Here is a 14,433-nt window from a genome sequence, read left to right as displayed (position 1 = left end):
TCGTGCAGGAAGCTGAGTCAACCGACCATCTTGCGTGCGGCCCTTGGCAGGCTCGCGCACAAGGCGGCACGATCAGGCCCGATGATAGTCACTAGTCGTTCCAGATGTTCCGGGGGCACTCGCATGCGAGCAGCGGTTAGGGCATTGACCAGCGCGTCGATCTGACCTTGCGCGCCGATCGCGGCGGCAATGGATCCGTGCATCAACAGTTCAGTCGTCGAGGCGACGACAAGGCCCGGAAAGGAAGCTGCGCAAAGCGTCCTGGCCTTGCGTTCATCTATAAGCGCGATGCAGGCGTTCTGATGCGCGTAGGCGATCGTCGCGGCTTCACCGTCGTCCAGGGTCCGCAGGGCCGAGCCGTCGAGAAGCGATTCGTAAACGGCGGCGTCTGGAGCACCGAGCCGGACTCGCTGAACCAGTCCTGCGTCGATCAGTTCCACAAGGTGCCGGTAATCGTGATGGCCATTACGAGCGCCCATCTCCAGTTCGTTGCAGGCATTTTCCGTCACGACAAACGAGTTCGGCACAGCCTTGATGATCGCCGCGCCGCGAGCCGTCGCGTTCAGGTTTATGATGACGCTTGCATCGGCTACAAGCTTTACACGCGTGTCAGTGAGGAAGCTTGACGAGCTCATTGGCCTCGCTCTCCTCCTCTTCAGCGCCGTCGAGAATCTCCCTGATTTCGTGGCGGTTTAACTGGAGGAGCCGGGCAAGCTGGCCTTCGCTATAGATCTCCTTTTTCCAAGCCTCCCGCGTCAGCAGCGCGAGGCGGGGCGGAACAAGGCCCTGCGCTAGAACCGAGCCCGACCGCCGTGCCGGAAGATCGCCCACGACTTGCCGCACCTGTTCATCGGTGATGCCGCCATTGGCCAGGAACCAGTCCCACGTTCCTTCGCGTGCGAGCTTCAGTTCTTCGAGTCGCCTCACCATCGCTTCGCGAGATACACCGAAGGCATAGGCGAGAAGGATGATATGGCGGCGCGTCAGGTGCGACTGGCCCGCCGTGATTTCGGCAAACCGCTGTCGCACGGCGCGCGCCGGAGTCAGGAAGCAACGCTGAAAAATATTCGCGTAGCGCTCTTCCCGCGACGAGAACCGCTCGTCCTCGGTCAGGACCTCCGGCTGGCGGCGCGTGGAGATAAAATGGGCGAGCTCATGCACCCCCGTTTGCGTGAGACGTTCGTGGGGATGGTTTGCGTTCAGCAGGATGCAGGCACCGGCGGCCTCGTCATATGCAAACAGCCCCGCGACCTTGCCGTCCAGCCGACGCACATAGACCCGGATGCCGAGCTGCAAATCAAGGATCGAAACAATGTCGGTCACAGGACCTGGCCCGAGCCCGAGCCAGTCGCGCAGTTCCTGAGCATCCTGTTCGGCCTGAGCCCGTATCTCACCCGGCAGGATCGGGCGCTCAAGAGGGTAGTTGCGGGTTCGGTTGACGCCCAGTGCGTTTTCTAGTTCGACTTCCGCGCGGACGAGATCATTTAGCAGGCGGGTCGCCTGTTCCACCGCGCTGTCGCCGCTTTCTGCAAGCTTGCGGAAGCGAGGCACCATGTCGAGATGCACGGCCTCCCGCCGCAGGATGGCGTTTGCTGAGGTGCGATAGGCGGTCGCGAGCTTTTGCAGTTCGTCCATCTGGATACGGCGCCTGCCTTGCTCGATCGCAACGATGGTCGTGCGCGCGGCCTCTATAAGCGCTGCGGCGTCGGCCTGCGTGAGCTTTGCGCCTTCCCGTGCGAGCCGAAGGCGCTCTCCAATTTCGGTGTCCGTTAGACGGTCCCTGTCTCCAGTCATTGACTTTTACGCGTCCACTTTCTGACGAAGGAGCGCGGTCCCAGGTCATTTACAAAACTATTCCACTCGGCCGCATGCCGTTCGAGCATGCCTACAAGATTCACTTCGGCTTCCTCAGCCGATATGCCGAGCGCCGCCGATATCAGGGCGGCATGCCGCCGAACCGGAGGGCGGGCTTCCGCGCCGGCCATGTCGGCCATGTGATCAAGATGAAGCGCGCCGGCAATCGCATATTGCCCGAACGCGTCGCTTCGCCGCGTAAAGTCGGGATGGATCGCCTCCTCGAGCGACGCGGCGGTTAGATCCGTGCAGATATAGACGCCCGACTCTTCCGTCAGTCCGGCAGCGTGGACACTCATGCGCCGGAGCATGCAGGCCGCGCAAATGCCGCACTGGCGAAGCTTACCGTTCAGCGCGCTCCACTGGCTGTTTCGCCAGCAGGATTTGGTGTCGCGCCACGACTCGCTGTTCGGCAGGGCCGAGAAGGCCCGCAGGGTTTCGCCTTTCGTATTCCACAGTCGCGGGAATACGAAACGAACCGGCCTGCCGAGCAGCGCTTTGAGAAAGCGTTCCATTCGCAAGGTGAAGAGTGGATGATTGCGGTAGTCTGGATAGGCGTGGCTCACCGTTACGAGCGCCGGACCGATCGCGCCCTGGCCGCTTTCTGGAATGAGAATTTCCCCAGCGTCGGCCAGATAGGCGGCAAGGCCGCTGATCAGCGCGAACTTGAAACCGCGGCTGCGCGCGCTCGTCTCGCCGTTGCCCTTGCGCCTTGGGTTTTTGAACTTGTAGGGAACGCGCGCAAAAGGCTCCAACTTGCCATATGCAACTGACTTTGGGGCGGCTTTGGAACCGATGCGAACCCTCACCAGCTTCTCGCCCATGGTGCTGCCGGCAAGCCCGGCGACGGCCCGCGAATCCATGCCATCGCTATAGGCGATGACGGCATCCGTCGGGCGCGGAAAAGGGAAGCATTCTTGCAGCGGGCTGGGAACGGCTCGGGCGCGCTTAACAAATTCAAGCGTCCAGAAATCGCCAGTCAGAAAGCCCGCTGCATCATGAAGTGCGCTAAGGACTGCCGGACCCCTCCAGCGAGCCGGCTCGTGCACGGGAATGCGCAGCGCGATTCGCCTCGCCCAACCGCGCGTTGGGCGCTTGACAGAATGGTCGGCAAATTCGATCGCCGCGGCCACGACCATCGCGTCGTAGATCATCGGCTCCCAGCGCGCGAACGCATAAGATTGCAAAGCGTCGGTGTTGAATTCGAGGTCGCGACTCAGATCGAAAGCGAGGCGGCCCTTGCGCGGCTTACGGCCGGGCTCAACAACATCGATCGCCCGTTCAGGTATTTTCGCCTTGAATGCGGTGACGATCATAGCAGCGGTCCCTCGTCAACACCCGTATGACGGGGTAGCGTCACTGAGCGCCGGGACGGCGGCCTTTCGGACGCCAGGATCTCGCGCGCGAGCGCGCCGCAATCGAGCTGCCGGCGGGCCGCATCGAGCCTCGTTCGCAGATAACCGGCGCTCCGGGAGCTGACCTCCCGCTCATAGTGTTCTTCGATTCCCCGGAGAGCGCTGCGCGTAGCATCTTCAAGAGCGTTCCGGAAGGCTGCTTCGGTGCCGGCATCGCCGGTCAACCCGTTTCGGGCAGCTTCGACCGCGCAGTCGATGGCAAGATTGGCCGGCGCCGATCCGCGGCAGGTTTCCCGCAGGGCCTCCAGTTGTTCAATTCGCAACTCGGGAAAAAGGGAGCCGCCGCCCATGATATCCCGAATGCCTTTGATCGGCGCTTCGAGGAGGTCGCGCTTCAGAGCGTAAGGAAGCGCCTCGCAGACCTGCTCAGGCGCAAAGGCGCTCTTCGCAGCACGTTGCGCGAGGTCCCTCCAATGACTCCGCATCGGAAGGCTTCGATGAGGTCCATCACTCACAGCGATTCTCCATGTCAGGATCATACGAAAAATATGATGACAATGTCAAATCGCACGCCGGCCGGGAAGCGTCCGCTGACGCCCGTCCGCCTTCGATACACTAATCCTGGCCTGCCACGGCGCGCGCCGGGCAGCGCCAGCCCAGGTCGACTAGCTGCCGATGAATGGCGCGCAAGATCGGCGCCATCGTTTTGCGGGCAGTCGTTTTCGCGCGTCCGCTCCGTGAACCCAGCCTCAAAGAGGTCGGCCAAATTCATAAGCCGTGAGATATGCTCCGAGTAAATGAATTGCCTACGGCCAGCTGTGTATCGCGATCCCTGCGCAACCAAGGAGTCCTAGTCGCCTAGCGCCGTGTTGTCACACCCGACCTATACCGGACAAACCAAGAACATCCGGTGTGATTTTCGGTGTGACTTTTGGTCTCGAAATCCACACCGGGACACCATTTGTTCTAATTTCGCCGATTTTGTTCCGATAAGGCTCTTGCGCTACACCCCTTGAGATTATAGGGCTTTGCGCGGTCCGGAGTGTAGCGCAGCCCGGTAGCGCACTTGACTGGGGGTCAAGGGGTCGTCGGTTCGAATCCGGCCACTCCGACCAAACACCACAGGCGTTTAGCTGCTTCCCCCAAGTGGCCACGCGATTTCTCAGCCGCACTACAGCCACTCGCAAAATGCGTTTCCTACGGCGCCACGCCGGCGTGTCGCTCCAGGAAAGGCTCGATGGGGCCTGTAAGAAGAGCAGCCTCCTGCTTGATCTTCTCGTCGCTCCATTCCCACCACCGGATCGCCAGCAATTTCGCAATGACGTCCTGTGAAAAGCGATAGCGGATAAGCCTGGCCGGAACCCCGCCGACGATCGCATATGGCGGCACATCCCTGGTGACAACGGCGCCGGCCGCAACTATAGCGCCATCCGCGATGTGGACGCCTGGCATGATCATCGCATGACGGCCGATCCAGACATCGTTGGCGATGGTAATGCCGACGGGTTTGCCGCCATGCGCATTGGGATCGGTCGAGTCCATCATGCGGCTGTGAATCGGAAAAGTGGTTGCAGCCCAAGGCACGTGGCTTCCCCCGGAACATTCAAAGCTGACGTTGCCGGCGACCGAACAGAACGCCCCGATCGTCAACGGAGTGGCGTCAGACGCTCCAAGCACCTTCTTCCGGCTCACTCCATAGGTGTGACGTCCGAGGGTCACGCTTGAGGGCAGCTTGGATCGAAACGGATTCTTCATGCGGAGCCACCCCGTCACGGTGATCTCCTCAGCTTCTGGCGCAAGAGATCCGCGGGAGTTCGCCACAGACGATATCGACCGGCTTTTGCAACCTGCTGGCCGACTGGCACCTTGCCATAAGCGTTAAAGAACGCATGAACACGCGGCTCAGCAAACTGCTTTTTGCCTCGAGTGTTGTAGTGTCGGATCGGCAGGCCATGAGGGCTGATGGTTCGGCCGTTTTGAGAAAGGGCTACCCCGAGGCAGAACTGTTCTGGCGCCCACGTGTCGGTCACCTCATAAACGGCCTTGATAGCTGCGAAGGCGTCCACCATGGCACTGAGATTGTCGCGGTGGATTCCTACGATTCCGCTGTTCCACATCGGTTCCTGGCCGCTCAGGATCTGGCCACCGATGCTGATGTTCTTGCCCGGCAACGCGCTCTGATAGATGCGATGCGGCCCTTCGCACAGGCGCATAAAGGAATGGGTCGCGGAGATCGCGCGGAAGCCCTTCGACGGGTCCCCCACCGGGTACATGTCGGTGTCCATGAAAAGGAGCCGATTTGCTCGATGCAAAAGCTCACGCATAGCACCGGCCTTGATGCCGAAATGGTAGCTTCCTCCGAAAGACCACTGCTCTTTCTGCTCAGTCGTTATGAGCATTGTCTCGAAAGGATAAGCGCGAAAGAGTTCAATCCTGTCCGTTGCGACGACTATTCTGGCGGTCGGGCAGTGGTGCAAAAGCTTGAGGGCGCTGAGCAGCGCACCGCGATGGTAAAGCTCGTTCTCACCATAGGCGATGTAACCAAAAACGTCGTTCATTCCATCACGTATAGTAAGTCGCCCAATCTTCTACCAGCCGCTCAGCCGCTACTGGCACACATCGACCCATTCGGCGTTGACGATCTCGGCCATGCGCTGCGGGCTCAGCCGTACGGCGGCATTGGTGGCGCCGGCTGCGGGGACGACTTCATCGAAGGCACGCAGCGAGACGTCGGCATAGACCGGCAGCGGCGCCGGCAGGCCGAATGGACAGACGCCGCCGACAGGATGGCTTGTGGCGGCGACAACCTCATTGGCGTCAAGCATGCGCGGCTTGCCGCCGAAGCGGTCCTTGAATTTGCGGTTGTCGAGCCTCGACATGCCGCCGGCCACGATCAGCATGGTCTGCTCGCCGACGCGCAGGCAGATGGTCTTGGCGATCTGCGCCGGTTCCACGCCATGCGCTGCCGCTGCCAGCGCCACCGTAGCCGAACTGGCTTCGGTGACTACAACTTCGACATCGGGCGCACGGGCAGCCAGAAAGGCACGCACGGTCTCAAGACTCATTCCGGTGTTTCTCCTCCATTCGATCCGGCGGGCAACAGACACTTGTTTTTCGCAATTCCCAAGGGAAAGCGCTCACACTTTTCCTGGAATTGCTCTGGCCACTCGAACACGAAAAAGCTCGCCAGGGCAAACCATGGCGAGCTTGTTGAGAGACGCCTTGGCGTCGTCGTTTATGAAACGGACCGATTTTCTACAGGCGCTGTTGGCGCTGGGGCATCGATCAGGGCCGTTTCCGGCAATTGCAATGCTGCGGCGATCCGCCGAAGTTTCGACGGATCGGTGTCCTTGCCGCTCTCAATGTCGGCAATCTCGCTGGTCGACAGACCGCAGGTCAGGGAAAGCTCTTCAATACTGTATCCCTTTGTTTCCCGGATGGCTTTAAGGCCGGGGTGCTCAAGCGCAACATCGGCCGCCAGCCTGGAGAAGGGTTCGTGTTTTGCATTTTGGGGCATTGGCAACTCCATGGGGCTAAAGAGTTTTGGATCAAATGATAGGGTGTTGCCTGAGAGCCGGGACAATGCCCGCTCAAGCGCGATTTGCCAAGACCCAAACCGACCGTCACGGCATCGTGAACCGGCGTCAAAAAACCGCCTGCCATCGGGCACGTCGCGATCAAGTTCTTTTGAAGGACCGCACGCCGAAGTGTTCAGCGGTTTAGGGCCGCTCGCGCGTTAACATGATGTCGCTGGCAACCGCATCGGACCAGCTTTCCCCAAGAGGATCAGACCCATGACATTGAAGACATCAGCCATCGTGCTCGCCACGATCTCAGGCCTCGCCGGCGCCAGCCTGGTCGAGGCACAAGCCGCCGACGCGGTGCGCATTCGCGGCACCGTTGCCGCCTTTGCCGGATCGACACTGACGGTGAAGACCCGTGAAGGCGCCACCGACGCAATCGCGCTGGCTGACGGCTGGAAGATTTCCGGCGTCGCCAAGGCCGAGGCCGGGGATATCAAGCAAGGCGATTTCCTCGGAATTGCCTCGGTTTCAAAGGCCGATGGCGGCAGCGGCGCGCTGGAGGTGGTGATCTTCCCGGCGGCGCTCAAAGGCACCGGCGAAGGCGACCGCCCGTGGGATCTCGAGCCCAACAGCCGGATGACCAACGGCACGGTCGCCGATGTCACCGAGATTGCGGGTCGCACGGTGACGCTCACCTACGACAATGGCCAGAAAAAGCAGATCGCGATCCCCCAGACGACACCGGTGGTGACCTTTGCGCCGGCCACACCGGCCGACCTTCAGCCCGGTGCCGTGGTGTTCGTCAACGCCGAGCGTGGCAGCGACGGCACGCTGACCGCCGACCGGGTCGTGGTCGGCAACAACGGCGTCGTTCCGCCGATGTGAAAGCGGTTGCTGCTCCTGCGAAGGCGCCAGACACAATCCAGAAACAAAATTCTACAGTCGGGAAAAACTGTCGAAAAATTCGGAGGCGATAGTCATGGCTGCGGGGTTCACGTCACCGATCTTGCTCGGTGGCGGTCAAATTCAGCCCGCGCAGAAAAGGAAACGAAGTCATGAAGAAGTCCCTCCTGTCGGCTCTCGGGCTGGCTTTTGCCCTGGCTGTCTCGCTGCCGCTCATCGGCGCCAGCAGCGCCGACGCAGCACCGCTGCACAAGAAGCACCACCACCATCATCATCACCACAAGCATCACCGCCATCATCACCACCACCACCACCATTACCACAAGAAGGTGGAAGCCAAGAAGGCCTGAGCCGGCTGACTTGCCTGATGGGAAGGCTGGCCTTGGAGTCCTCGCCAAGGCCGCCTTCCCATTGGTCTTTGCCGGGCGAGACGTGGCGAGATGAAGACAGGATTCGATGGCGCCCATGCGCCAGAAGGCGAGCAGCCAACGAACGTATCAGGCGCAAGGCCGAGGAGCACAGCGGTTGCGAGGCATGCTGCAGGACATCGAGAGTGTCTCAGTGCGTTGCCGAAAACCCGCTAGGATGGCGGACCCGGTCTTGGCCGGACATTTTCGGCACACCACCGTGCGACCTTCGCGTGGCATGCGGCGCGTCCATGCCAGCGCACTTCACGCCAAATGCATGATCGATGCCGGCCGTTCCCGCCAGGCGCCGGCTGTTGATGAAGGCTAAAAATCGCCTTCGCGAAAAAACACGAAGAAAATTCGAACCACGCATGAACCTTTCCTCTGCGAGCCGCACTAACCCGGCATGGACGCCAAGAAGGCGATCCCAACCTAGAAGGACGCCATGATGGCGATCCTCGATCCAGAGAAGGAAATGCTCAAATGACCAACTTCAAGCGCATCACGCTCGCTGCGGCTTTCGTCGTCTCGGCTCTCGGTTCGGCTTCGGTTTCGACCTCGGCTTTCGCCGGCGGCACGCATCCCACTGGCGACGGCGGCGCGGTTTGCAAGGGCGCCGGCCATTGCCTAGTGCTCTCGATCGAGTGCAAGGGCACCTATACCGATGCCACTGACAAGAATGGCACGGTCTATGGCAAGTGCAGCCAGACCGCGCAGGTTTCGCCGCAGGGCAAGATCAAGCTCGCCAAGTAATCGGTCCCTGATCAAGGAAATGGCGGCCGTCCACGGGACAGCCGCCATTTTCTTTTGAGGCCTCTTTGTTTTACGCAATTCCCAAGGGAAAGCGCTAAGCGCTTTTCCCGGGAAAACCGTTCACACTTTTCCTGGAATTGCTCTAGCGCCGGCTGAGCAACAGGCTGGCGAGGAGGCCGACCACGACCAGACCCACGGCAGCCGCCGTCGCCGGATGATCGCGCGCCGTCTTTTCAATCGCCCTGCCCTGCTTCCTGATTGCGGGCATGGCATCGCTGATGCGGTCGGCAAGCTGCGCATAGTAGTCGGAGGCAGCATCGCGTCCGTCCTCGTAGTAAGCGCCGCCGCGTTTGGCTACAGCTTTCTTCAAAGCAGCAAGTTCCTTGGAAAGGGTCGCGACCTGCTTTTCAAGATCGAGATCGGAGAGGGTCGAAAGCGATGCCATGATTTTTTTCCTTCTTTCAAGAGAAGGCCAAACGCACGGCTGCGGAACCGGTTCCGATTTTGCTTGCCTCTGGCAATTGACCGAGAGGTCTAGCGCACCTGATCGAGCAGACGCTTGCACTCCAAGAGGTCGAACAGCGCCTCCTGCAGCAAGGCGCGGTTGTCGCGCGACAGTTTCGACGCGCCGGGCTGGACGGGACCTTCCTCCTCGGTTTTGCCCAGCCCGAAAAAGCGGCGGCTGGGTTTTACCTTGGGCTGGCCGACCAGCATCTCGTCATCCATGCCGCGCGGCTGCGCCGCCGGCGTCAGCGGCACCTGATCGGCCTGCCTGCGCTGCGAGATCGCCTCGACGGCAGCCATGTCGCCATTGCCGATGGCGACCAGGAAATGGTTGCCGTTCTCGCGCAGCAGCTTCTGCACGCCCTTGATCGTGTAACCCTGGTCATAAAGCATGTGGCGGATGCCTTTGATCAGTTCTACATCCTGCGGCCGGTAATAGCGGCGGCCGCCGCCACGCTTCATCGGCTTGATCTGGTTGAAACGGGTTTCCCAGAAGCGCAGCACGTGCTGCGGCAGATCGAGATCCTCCGCGACCTCGCTGATGGTGCGGAAAGCGTCGGGGCTCTTGTCCATGGGCGAAATCCTCACGCTGGACGGCGATCCAGCCTAGTCTGCCGAATCGGGTATTATTTCAGCGGTTTATGAAACAACATTCAAGCCCGGCGTCAAACCGGCGGCCGTTTTCAACCGAAGGTTTGGGCAAAACCTATTTGCCGCCCTTGGCCTTGCTGTTCTGGTGCGAGCGCAAGATACGACTCTTCAGCACATTCGACGACTTGAAGGTCATCACCCGGCGCGGCAGGATCGGCACTTCCTCGCCGGTCTTGGGATTGCGGCCGATGCGTTCGTTCTTGGAACGGACATGGAAGGTGGCGAAGGACGACAGCTTCACCGTCTCGCCGCGCACGATGGCTTCGCAGATTTCGTCCAGCACCGCCTCGACGAGTTCTGCCGATTCAGTGCGCGACAAGCCGACCTTACGATAAACAGCTTCGGCAAGGTCGGCGCGCGTAAGTGTCTTTCCCCCCATGCGACCGTCCCATCAGTTCAAAAACATAAATCGATACAAGCAAAGGCAGAGCCTAAGTAATTGATCCGGCAAGGTCAAGGACCGAACCGGACCGTTCGGCACTTACCAGCGAACCAGAACCGCGCCCCAGGTGAAACCGCCGCCCATCGCTTCCAGCAGCACGAGGTCACCCTTCTTGATACGGCCGTCGGCGACGGCCACCGAAAGCGCCAGCGGCACGGAGGCAGCCGAGGTGTTACCGTGCAAGTCGACGGTGACCACCACCTTTTGTTCAGCAATCCCGAGCTTCTTGGCCGAAGCGTCAATAATGCGTTTATTGGCCTGGTGCGGCACGAACCAGTCGAGGTCGGCGGCGGTGATGCCGGCCTGCGAAAACGTTGCCTCGATGACATCGGTGATCATGCCGACGGCGTGCTTGAACACTTCGCGGCCTTCCATCCTGAGATGGCCGACCGTGCCGGTGGTCGACGGGCCGCCATCGACGAAAAGCTTGTCCTTGTGGACGCCGTCGGAGCGCAGGCTCATCGCCAGTACGCCACGGTCGGCAATGCCGCCGGTGCCTTCATCCGCTTCCAGCACCACCGCGCCGGCGCCGTCGCCGAACAGGACGCAGGTCGAGCGATCGCTCCAGTCGAGGATGCGCGAAAAGGTTTCCGCGCCGATCACCAGCACGCGGTTGGCGAGGCCGCCTCTGATGTAGAGGTCGGCGGTGGTCACCGCATAGACGAAGCCCGAGCACACCGCCTGCATGTCGAAGGCAAAGCCATGATGCATGCCGAGCCGGTTCTGGATATCGACGGCGGTCGCCGGAAAGGTATTGTTGGGCGTCGAGGTCGCCAGCACGATCAGGTCGATGTCTGCGGGCGTCAGGCCGGCGCTGTCGAGTGCCGCGCGCGCGGCCGCCTCGCCGAGCGATGCCGTCGTTTCGTCATCGGCGGCGATATGGCGTTGGCGGATACCGGTGCGCTGGGCGATCCACTCGTCGGAGGTCTCGACCATGCCTTCGAAATCGGCATTCTTCATGATGCGGCGGGGCAGCGCGGCACCGGTGCCGCGCACGACTGATCTGATCAAAGTGTCTTTCCTATTCCTTTGCGTCGACGGCGGCGTCGGCTTTCCTGTTTGCCTGGGCATGCGGATTGCGCGCATGGAACAGATCGAGATCGGCCTCGATGCGGTCGATCAGATTGTTGCGCACCATATCGTAGCCAAGCTCGATCGCTGCCGCAAAACCATCCGAATCGGCACCGCCATGGCTTTTTACCACGATGCCGTTCAGACCCAGGAAGACACCGCCATTGGAGCGGCCCGGATCGAGCTTTTCACGCAAACGGTCAAATGCGCCCTTGGCGAAGACATAGCCGATCCTGGCCATCAGCGTACGACTCATCGCGGCGCGCAGATAGCCTGAGATCTGGCGCACCGTGCCTTCCGCCGTCTTGAGCGCGATGTTGCCGGCAAATCCTTCGGTGACGACCACATCGACCGTGCCCTTGCCGATGTCGTCACCCTCGACGAAGCCGTGATAATTCATCGAAGCCATATTGGCCTCGCGCAGCATGCGCCCGGCTTCCTTGACCTCTTCCTGGCCCTTTATCTCCTCGACCCCGACATTCAGCAGGCCGACTTTCGGCCGGTCGATGCCGAACACCGAACGCGCCATGCCGGTGCCGAGAATGGCAAAATCGATCAGTTGATGCGCATCGGCGCCGATCGTGGCGCCGACGTCCAGCACCACGCTCTCGCCGCGCAGCGTCGGCCAGATCGCCGCGATCGCCGGGCGGTCGATGGTGGCCATGGTGCGCAGGCAGAATTTCGACATCGCCATCAGCGCGCCGGTATTGCCGGCCGAAATGCAGGCCTGCGCGCTGCCAGATTTGACCGCTTCGACCGCCTTCCACATCGACGACTTCCAGCGGCCGTGGCGCAACGCCTGGCTCGGCTTGTCGTCCATCCTGACCGCGATCTCGCAATGGTGGAACTCGCTGATCTCGGCCAGTTTGGGGAATTTGGCGAGCTCGGGGCGCACCATCTCTTCGCGCCCATAGATGATGAAGCGGATGTCGGGACGCCTGACAGCGACCGTCATGAGTGCCGGGATGACCACGTTTGGCCCGTGATCGCCACCCATGGCATCGATGGAAATCCTGATCACGCGGTCTTTATCTCACTAGCTTGGGCCAGGGCGCATGGCCCGCGAAATACGAAACTCGCGAAATAAGGGGGGCTCGCGAAGGTTCGGGGAAAATAGCGGTTTTGGGCTGCCGCACAACCGACTTTTCTCGGATCGCATCCTGTTTTAGGATTTTCCGAGCAAGGATCGCAGCTTTTGCTGGAATTCGTTCTCGACCGGTTCGTCCGGGCCAGCCGCCCCGAGCGAGGCGCCGGACTTGCGCGGATAGGGATCGATCGCCAACCCGAAGAACTGTTCGGCGAGCGCGCCGACGTCGATTGTGTCGCCGGAAAAGGTTTCCGGGCCGTCTGGCCCGTCTGCATCGAGCAGGATTTCGCCGCCGCCTTCGAAACCTTGCCGTCCGAGCTTGGATTGCTCGGGCAGGAAGAGCGCCTCGACCTCCTCGTCGATATGGGCCACGACCGGTTCGAGGGTGACGATGCAGGCCTGGGTGATATCAGCCTCGACGCGGCCACTGACCTTGACGCCGTTGCGCTTCCACGGCGCCACCAAAAGCTCAGCACGGTAGTTTTCGACCGAGAGCAGCTCATGCTCCGCAGCAAGGGCCGCGCGCTGCGCGGCGTCGGCGTCGATCACCACCGGAAGGCCTTTGTGCGGCAGGCGACCGACGTTCGCCTTGAACGACACTGGGCTCGATGTGTCCGCATGTTTCATCTCAGCCTCCCTCTCTTGATTTCCTTCATTGCGCCTTGGCGACGGGGAACGCCACCGTGCCGGAGAGGATCGACTCGGACGGCTGTGCCTCAAGCTGCCTTGCGGCATCGATCACATAGGATGCCAGCGGCAGCGCCTGCGGCCAGGCGCCGGCGTCGGGCCTGACATTGCGCGCCAGGGCGGCAGCAAGCGCGTCGTCATCACTGCGTTCCAGCGCATCGTCATAGGCGGCGGTACGGCCGTAGAACATTTTCGCCAGCCTCTTCATGCGCTTCGGCACCCCGACATCGCCAACGCCCAGTTCCCGCAGCGAATGCTCGACATCGAGAAAGAACTCGTCGATCAGCACCTGTGCGACCTCTAGCGCGACACCCTCTTCGCCGCGCAGCCTGTGCTGAAACAGGAACATGTGCAGCGACAGCATCTCGAAACGGCCGAGCGGCGTGTCCGGCACATTCCAGTCGGAATAAAAAACAATCTGCCGCGCCGCTGCCACGATTTGTGCGTAAAGCGCCTCGGTGATAGCGCGGTTGGCGTTGCGTTCGCGGCCAAAAAGGCGCTGGAACATTGAGGGTGGTCTCCTGGGGACCGTTTGTTTGAATTGGCCTTGTTGCATCGGCAAGCAAGCTGGTTTACCGGTTTTGCCGCCCAGCGCAAGTTGCGGTCAGCTAATGGAGTTGTTGTTGCGCGCGCTGAAATTCAAGTCGACTTTGCTGCCCGGAGCTACCGCGGCGGTTTCGCTGGTGTTGGTGGCTTCCGCGCTGTCAGGCTGCAATTCATCCAAAATGTTCGGCGACCTTACCCCGGGCGAGACGCTGACGCAGGGCTATGTCATCGACCAGCAGGCGGTAGACTCGGTGCCGGTAGGCTCCAGCCGCGAACAGGTGCTTCTGGCGCTCGGAACGCCGTCGACGACGGCAACTTTCGACAATGAGGCCTTCTATTACATCTCGCAGACGCGCAAGCGCTATGTCGCCTTCGACAAGCCGCACCTGGTCGACCAGAAAGTGCTGGCGGTCTATTTCGGCGATGACGGGCGTGTCACCCAGATCGCCAATTACGGCCTGAAGGACGGCAAGATCTTCGACTTCGTTTCGCGCACCACGCCGACCGGCGGCAAGGACCAGAACTTCCTCAGCCAGATCATCAATGGCGCCAGCAAGCTCGCGCCCGGCATCCCCGGCGGCGGCGGCGCCTAAGAAGCGGTCGCTTCCTCCAAGATTTTCTCGCTTTTTGCTTCCCTCGAAGCAACATC

Annotated in this window: 19 protein-coding genes and 1 tRNA gene; 5 read left to right on the top strand and 15 right to left on the bottom strand. The window is 61.2% G+C overall.

From position 1 onward, the window contains the following. Window positions 1-17 precede the first annotated feature (17 nt). From AC1D1N_RS28680 to AC1D1N_RS28665, 4 genes are read right to left on the bottom strand one after another with little or no spacing between them, the layout of a single operon-like run. Window positions 18-635 carry a PIN domain-containing protein gene (locus AC1D1N_RS28680; RefSeq protein WP_477352567.1) on the bottom strand — a complete coding sequence of 206 codons (618 nt, stop codon included), beginning with the start codon at window positions 633-635 and terminating at the stop codon, window positions 18-20. Next, on the bottom strand, window positions 610-1,794 hold the full coding sequence (locus AC1D1N_RS28675; protein WP_477352565.1) for a helix-turn-helix domain-containing protein: 1,185 nt from the start codon (window positions 1,792-1,794) through the stop codon (window positions 610-612). The genes AC1D1N_RS28680 and AC1D1N_RS28675 overlap by 26 nt, the downstream gene beginning before the upstream one ends. Next, entirely contained in the window at window positions 1,791-3,170 is a 1,380-nt protein-coding gene (locus tag AC1D1N_RS28670) for a 7-cyano-7-deazaguanine synthase (RefSeq protein WP_477352563.1), read from the bottom strand. The genes AC1D1N_RS28675 and AC1D1N_RS28670 overlap by 4 nt, the downstream gene beginning before the upstream one ends. Then, window positions 3,167-3,694 carry a hypothetical protein gene (locus tag AC1D1N_RS28665; protein ID WP_477352561.1) on the bottom strand — a complete coding sequence of 176 codons (528 nt, stop codon included), beginning with the start codon at window positions 3,692-3,694 and terminating at the stop codon, window positions 3,167-3,169. The genes AC1D1N_RS28670 and AC1D1N_RS28665 overlap by 4 nt, the downstream gene beginning before the upstream one ends. A 553-nt stretch (window positions 3,695-4,247) precedes the next feature. Between AC1D1N_RS28665 and AC1D1N_RS28660 the strand changes: the two genes are divergently transcribed. After that, a tRNA-Pro gene (locus AC1D1N_RS28660) sits at window positions 4,248-4,324 on the top strand. An 82-nt stretch (window positions 4,325-4,406) separates the two neighbouring features. On the opposite strand, the gene AC1D1N_RS28655 is transcribed toward AC1D1N_RS28660, so the two are convergent. The 4 genes from AC1D1N_RS28655 to AC1D1N_RS28640 all read right to left on the bottom strand — a co-directional run bounded on the left by AC1D1N_RS28655 (window position 4,407) and on the right by AC1D1N_RS28640 (window position 6,726). Beyond that, complete coding sequence (locus AC1D1N_RS28655) at window positions 4,407-4,964, bottom strand: CatB-related O-acetyltransferase (protein ID WP_477352559.1); 558 nt, start codon at window positions 4,962-4,964, stop codon at window positions 4,407-4,409. A 14-nt stretch (window positions 4,965-4,978) separates the two neighbouring features. Then, on the bottom strand, window positions 4,979-5,767 hold the full coding sequence (locus AC1D1N_RS28650; RefSeq protein ID WP_477352557.1) for a hypothetical protein: 789 nt from the start codon (window positions 5,765-5,767) through the stop codon (window positions 4,979-4,981). Window positions 5,768-5,815: 48 nt separating this feature from the next. Beyond that, window positions 5,816-6,274 carry a YbaK/EbsC family protein gene (locus AC1D1N_RS28645; protein ID WP_477352555.1) on the bottom strand — a complete coding sequence of 153 codons (459 nt, stop codon included), beginning with the start codon at window positions 6,272-6,274 and terminating at the stop codon, window positions 5,816-5,818. Between the two features lie 170 nt (window positions 6,275-6,444). Beyond that, the gene (locus AC1D1N_RS28640; protein WP_112561791.1) at window positions 6,445-6,726 is read right to left on the bottom strand and encodes a helix-turn-helix domain-containing protein; all 282 of its coding nucleotides are present in this window, start codon (window positions 6,724-6,726) and stop codon (window positions 6,445-6,447) included. Between the two features lie 277 nt (window positions 6,727-7,003). On the opposite strand from AC1D1N_RS28640, the gene AC1D1N_RS28635 reads away from it, so the two are divergent. From AC1D1N_RS28635 to AC1D1N_RS28625, 3 genes are all read left to right on the top strand, one after another. Next, complete coding sequence (locus tag AC1D1N_RS28635) at window positions 7,004-7,618, top strand: hypothetical protein (protein ID WP_436259620.1); 615 nt, start codon at window positions 7,004-7,006, stop codon at window positions 7,616-7,618. Window positions 7,619-7,788: 170 nt separating this feature from the next. Next, on the top strand, window positions 7,789-7,986 hold the full coding sequence (locus tag AC1D1N_RS28630) for a hypothetical protein (RefSeq protein ID WP_436259619.1): 198 nt from the start codon (window positions 7,789-7,791) through the stop codon (window positions 7,984-7,986). 540 nt (window positions 7,987-8,526) lie between these two features. Beyond that, window positions 8,527-8,796: a hypothetical protein gene (locus AC1D1N_RS28625; protein WP_352591219.1), complete on the top strand. Its 270-nt coding sequence runs from the start codon at window positions 8,527-8,529 to the stop codon at window positions 8,794-8,796. A 142-nt stretch (window positions 8,797-8,938) separates the two neighbouring features. On the opposite strand, the gene AC1D1N_RS28620 is transcribed toward AC1D1N_RS28625, so the two are convergent. The 7 genes from AC1D1N_RS28620 to AC1D1N_RS28590 form a co-directional block, all read right to left on the bottom strand. Then, window positions 8,939-9,241 carry a hypothetical protein gene (locus AC1D1N_RS28620; RefSeq protein ID WP_436259618.1) on the bottom strand — a complete coding sequence of 101 codons (303 nt, stop codon included), beginning with the start codon at window positions 9,239-9,241 and terminating at the stop codon, window positions 8,939-8,941. A gap of 89 nt (window positions 9,242-9,330) precedes the next feature. Further along, the gene (locus AC1D1N_RS28615; RefSeq protein WP_023669374.1) at window positions 9,331-9,873 is read right to left on the bottom strand and encodes a MerR family transcriptional regulator; all 543 of its coding nucleotides are present in this window, start codon (window positions 9,871-9,873) and stop codon (window positions 9,331-9,333) included. 133 nt (window positions 9,874-10,006) lie between these two features. After that, window positions 10,007-10,330, bottom strand: coding sequence for an integration host factor subunit alpha (locus AC1D1N_RS28610; RefSeq protein WP_006201891.1), 324 nt, complete (start codon window positions 10,328-10,330; stop codon window positions 10,007-10,009). A 102-nt stretch (window positions 10,331-10,432) separates the two neighbouring features. Next, window positions 10,433-11,404: a beta-ketoacyl-ACP synthase III gene (locus AC1D1N_RS28605; protein ID WP_477352551.1), complete on the bottom strand. Its 972-nt coding sequence runs from the start codon at window positions 11,402-11,404 to the stop codon at window positions 10,433-10,435. 10 nt (window positions 11,405-11,414) lie between these two features. Continuing rightward, window positions 11,415-12,485: a phosphate acyltransferase PlsX gene (gene plsX / locus AC1D1N_RS28600; protein WP_112561328.1), complete on the bottom strand. Its 1,071-nt coding sequence runs from the start codon at window positions 12,483-12,485 to the stop codon at window positions 11,415-11,417. 144 nt (window positions 12,486-12,629) lie between these two features. Beyond that, window positions 12,630-13,178, bottom strand: coding sequence for a YceD family protein (locus AC1D1N_RS28595; RefSeq protein WP_477352549.1), 549 nt, complete (start codon window positions 13,176-13,178; stop codon window positions 12,630-12,632). 25 nt (window positions 13,179-13,203) lie between these two features. Beyond that, a complete protein-coding gene (locus tag AC1D1N_RS28590; protein ID WP_477352547.1) occupies window positions 13,204-13,746 on the bottom strand; it encodes a ubiquinol-cytochrome C chaperone family protein in 543 nt (180 codons plus the stop codon). Between the two features lie 115 nt (window positions 13,747-13,861). Here AC1D1N_RS28590 and AC1D1N_RS28585 point away from each other — a divergent pair, with 115 nt between their 5' ends. Next, a complete protein-coding gene (locus AC1D1N_RS28585; RefSeq protein WP_246501607.1) occupies window positions 13,862-14,377 on the top strand; it encodes an outer membrane protein assembly factor BamE in 516 nt (171 codons plus the stop codon). Window positions 14,378-14,433: the final 56 nt, after the last annotated feature.

It is taken from the genome of Mesorhizobium sp. P2_B5 (assembly GCF_056404775.1).
The sequence above is the reverse complement of the archived record's forward strand: the minus strand, read 5'-3'. Positions and strand labels throughout refer to the sequence as shown.